At 71.5% G+C, this 3,137-nt stretch carries 5 protein-coding genes; all 5 read left to right on the top strand.

Annotated elements, in window-relative coordinates:
• Positions 1–417 precede the first annotated feature (417 nt).
• On the top strand, positions 418–753 hold the full coding sequence (locus tag CK485_RS08195; RefSeq protein WP_109448595.1) for a hypothetical protein: 336 nt from the start codon (positions 418–420) through the stop codon (positions 751–753).
• Positions 750–1,766, top strand: a complete 1,017-nt coding sequence (locus CK485_RS08200) for a DUF2637 domain-containing protein (RefSeq protein WP_109448597.1) — start codon at positions 750–752, stop codon at positions 1,764–1,766. Before CK485_RS08195 ends, CK485_RS08200 begins: the two co-directional genes overlap by 4 nt.
• Positions 1,763–2,416 carry a GGDEF domain-containing protein gene (locus tag CK485_RS08205; RefSeq protein WP_109448599.1) on the top strand — a complete coding sequence of 218 codons (654 nt, stop codon included), beginning with the start codon at positions 1,763–1,765 and terminating at the stop codon, positions 2,414–2,416. The genes CK485_RS08200 and CK485_RS08205 overlap by 4 nt, the downstream gene beginning before the upstream one ends.
• Positions 2,413–2,745, top strand: coding sequence for a hypothetical protein (locus CK485_RS08210; RefSeq protein WP_109448601.1), 333 nt, complete (start codon positions 2,413–2,415; stop codon positions 2,743–2,745). The genes CK485_RS08205 and CK485_RS08210 overlap by 4 nt, the downstream gene beginning before the upstream one ends.
• A 23-nt stretch (positions 2,746–2,768) precedes the next feature.
• Positions 2,769–3,137 (top strand): DNA cytosine methyltransferase (locus CK485_RS08215; protein WP_146214509.1); only part of this gene is annotated, 369 nt, incomplete at its 3' end.

Genomic DNA, 3,137 nt, shown 5'->3' on the forward strand with positions numbered 1-3,137 from the left:
GTGCCGGTGCGGGCGAGGTCGCGGGGAGCCGGAGTGGTTCCGAACAAGTGCAGCGCCCAGGGCTTAGGCCCCCTGGGCGCTGCTGTACAGGACCTGATCGGGAGGACCTGTGTTGCTCAGTATGACCGAGCAGGACCGCAAGGAACTGTCGGAGAAGGTCCGGGAAGCCAACCGCCGCAGCGAGAACGACGCGACCGTGCGGGGTGGCCGCTGACGGACACGCCCCCGTGTTCCGCCCCGTCTGATCCTTCCTTGCAGCCGCAATCAGCCCCGGCGATCAGCCGTGAGGGGCGCCGGATCGAATCCGGCCCGGGGCACTGCCCGAGTCGCACTGGCTCGGGGTTGTTGCGGAGCGCCGTCGTCTCACCAAACGTCCGCGTCGCTCCGTCTCTTTGTCCCTCCGACGCAGGAGTCTTCATGCGTAGCTTCGTCAGCGGCCATCCGGCCGCTTCAGTGCACGACTTCATCGAGCTGGCCCTGGGCACCCCGCCGGAACTGTGGCTCGGTGTCGAGGGCGAGAGCGAGCAGGAACGAACGGCCCGGCTGGACGCCGCCCGCGACATCCTCGCCGAGAACCCCGACCTGCCGGACGAGGTGGCCCGCATCGTCGCCCAGGTGATCGAGGCGCATGGGACGGAGCTGTTCAACGTCGTCCCCCTGGTTCGACCGGTCGCGCGGCGCCGGGTTGCCTCGCCCTCGCGGCCGGTTCGGCGCGGCGGTGCCGTGCGGCGTCCGGCGGAGGTGGCGGGATGACCGCTCCCTACATGACCGAAGGTGCGGCGGTGCCCCCGCTGACGAAGCCGGAAGTTGGCCTTGCCGGTTTCGGTGCGCTGGCTGCTGCCGGGGTCGGTGTGCTGGGCCTGTTGTCGTCGTTCGACGCGGTGTCAGCGGCCGGGGCGCGGTGGGGGTTCGCGGCGCCGTGGATGCTGCCGGTGGGCGTGGACGTGGCCATTCCGGTGTTCACTATCGCCAATCTGCTGCTGATCCGGCTGGACATGGCGTTGGCGTGGGTGCGGTTCGTGCCCTGGGTGCTGACGCTGGTCACGTGCGGGCTGAACGTGGCGGCCGGTTCCACGGTGGCGGCGCGGGTCGCGCACGGGACGATGCCGCTGCTGTGGGTGGTGTTTTCCGAGATCGGCGCACACGTCTACGCCGTGCGGATCGGAGCGGTCACAGGTCGGCGGATGGAGAAGGTGCGCTGGTCGCGGTGGCTGCTGGCCCCGGTCTCGACGTTCGCGTTGTGGCGGAGGATGGCGCTGTGGGAGGTCACCTCCTACAGCGCTGCGCTGGTGTGCGAGCGGGAACGGCTGCTGGCGCGGGCGGACTTGCGCGAGCGGTACGGCTGGGCCTGGCGGTGGAAGACACCACGGCGGGCCCGCGTGGTGCTGCGCATGGGCGAACTGTCCCCCATCGTGCCCACCACCGACCAGGACCCCGCCCCCGAGGCTCCGCCCGAGCCGGAAGCGAAGCCCGCACCACAGCCGGATCACGAGTCGATGGCGTCCAAGGCGCCGCGTAAGCGGCAGTCCAAGGGGAGGAAGGCCGCACCGGCTCAGCGGACCGCTGATGAGCTGCTGGCCGAGGCTCGCGCGCTCAGCGCCGGTTGGGCGGACACGGAGATCAACGCCGAGGCGCTGCGCAAGGCGCTGCGTTGCGGTTCCGCCCCGGCGCGGCAGGTGCGTGACGTGCTGCTCGCCGAACGCGCCGAGGCGCTGTCGATGTACCCGGTCGCGTCCGCACCGATCGGTGAGGAGGTGGCGGCATGATCCCTGACACCGTGGCCGCCGCCGGTCTGGGCGTCCTGCCAGCGGTGGTCGGTTGGGTCGCCCATGTGCGCCGTTTACGCGGGGCGTTGAACAGCGCCCGCCGCGACCCGCTCACTGGGCTGCACACCCGCGAGGGCTTCATCCGCCGAGCAACCGCCTTGCTGGGCAAGCCGGGTGCGGTCGTCGTGCTGGCCGATGTCGACAGGTTCAAGCAGATCAACGACACCTTCGGGCATGCGGCAGGTGACGCGCTGCTGAAGGCGACTGCGGCGAGGCTGGCGCACTACGTCGGCCGAAGCGGGGTCGTAGGGCGGCTTGGGGGCGACGAGTTCGCGGCTGTCCTGATCGATGAGGACGGCGCCGCTGGTGACCTGCTGGCCGTTCTGCACAACCTGCTCGCCCGCTCCGTCGACGGCCAAGCCCCTGACGTTCGCACCACGGTCTCGCTGGGTTGGGTGCGTGCCAGCGACTTCCCCGCCGACGACTTGTCGGGGTTGCTGCGGCGGGCGGATGAGGCCATGTACGCGGCGAAGCGAGCCCGGGCCGGGATGCGCCGGGCGGGCCTGGGTCGGCTGTTCGCCACTGTGGCGGGGCGCCGCGCCGGCCGCCGAGGCACGCACAGTCCTGACGGGGCGAAGGTGGCGGCATGAGTGAGCCGCTGGCCGCCCTCGACGCGTGGGTGCCGGTGATGCGGGCCGCGGGCTTCCGGTGCCAGTGCGCGGGTGAGTGCGGTAACGAGCACGCCAAGAGTGAGGGGCGGTGCCCGCGTGAGCACGACGCCTACACCAGCAGGCACGGCCACCGCATCCGCCTCATCGCCGCCCCGGCCGACCCCACCACCCCGGCCGCCGTCGCGGTGACGCTGCCGCCGGACGCGTTGCGGGCGTGGTGCCCGGAGTGCCACACCGCCACCACCCGCATCCGCGCTCGGGCCGCTGAGGTGCCGGGCGGGGACGCGCCGACTTTGTTCGATCTTTGATCCCTGGAAGGGAGGTCAAGCCCATGGGCTTGACGTTCACCGATCTGTTCTGCGGCGCGGGCGGCTCCTCCACCGGCCTGGTCGCCGCCGGTCTGGAACTGCGGCTGGCCGCCAACCACTGGCAGCGCGCGGTCGAGACCCACGCCGCCAACCACCGAAGCGCCGACCACCTGTGCGCGGACATCAACAACTACGACATGCGCCGCCTGCCCCACACCGACATCCTGTGGGCCTCCCCCATCTGCACCGAGATCTCCCCCGCCGGCGGCAGGCGCCGCACCCACGGTCAACTCTCCCTGGAACTGGGCGAGTACGGGCCGATGGAGAACGCCGGATGGGAACGCACCCGGGCCACCGCCTACGACGTGATCCGCGCGACCGAGGTCCACCGC

It is taken from the genome of Streptomyces sp. ICBB 8177, assembly GCF_003144095.1.
GTDB lineage: Bacteria > Actinomycetota > Actinomycetes > Streptomycetales > Streptomycetaceae > Streptantibioticus_D.

Excerpts from the sequence above, each read along its gene's own strand:
- CK485_RS08195 (WP_109448595.1), top strand. The coding sequence starts at position 418 with ATGCGTAGCTTCGTCAGCGGCCATCCGGCCGCTTCAGTGCACGACTTC.
- CK485_RS08200 (WP_109448597.1), top strand. The coding sequence starts at position 750 with ATGACCGCTCCCTACATGACCGAAGGTGCGGCGGTGCCCCCGCTGACG.
- CK485_RS08205 (WP_109448599.1), top strand. The coding sequence starts at position 1,763 with ATGATCCCTGACACCGTGGCCGCCGCCGGTCTGGGCGTCCTGCCAGCG.
- CK485_RS08210 (WP_109448601.1), top strand. The coding sequence starts at position 2,413 with ATGAGTGAGCCGCTGGCCGCCCTCGACGCGTGGGTGCCGGTGATGCGG.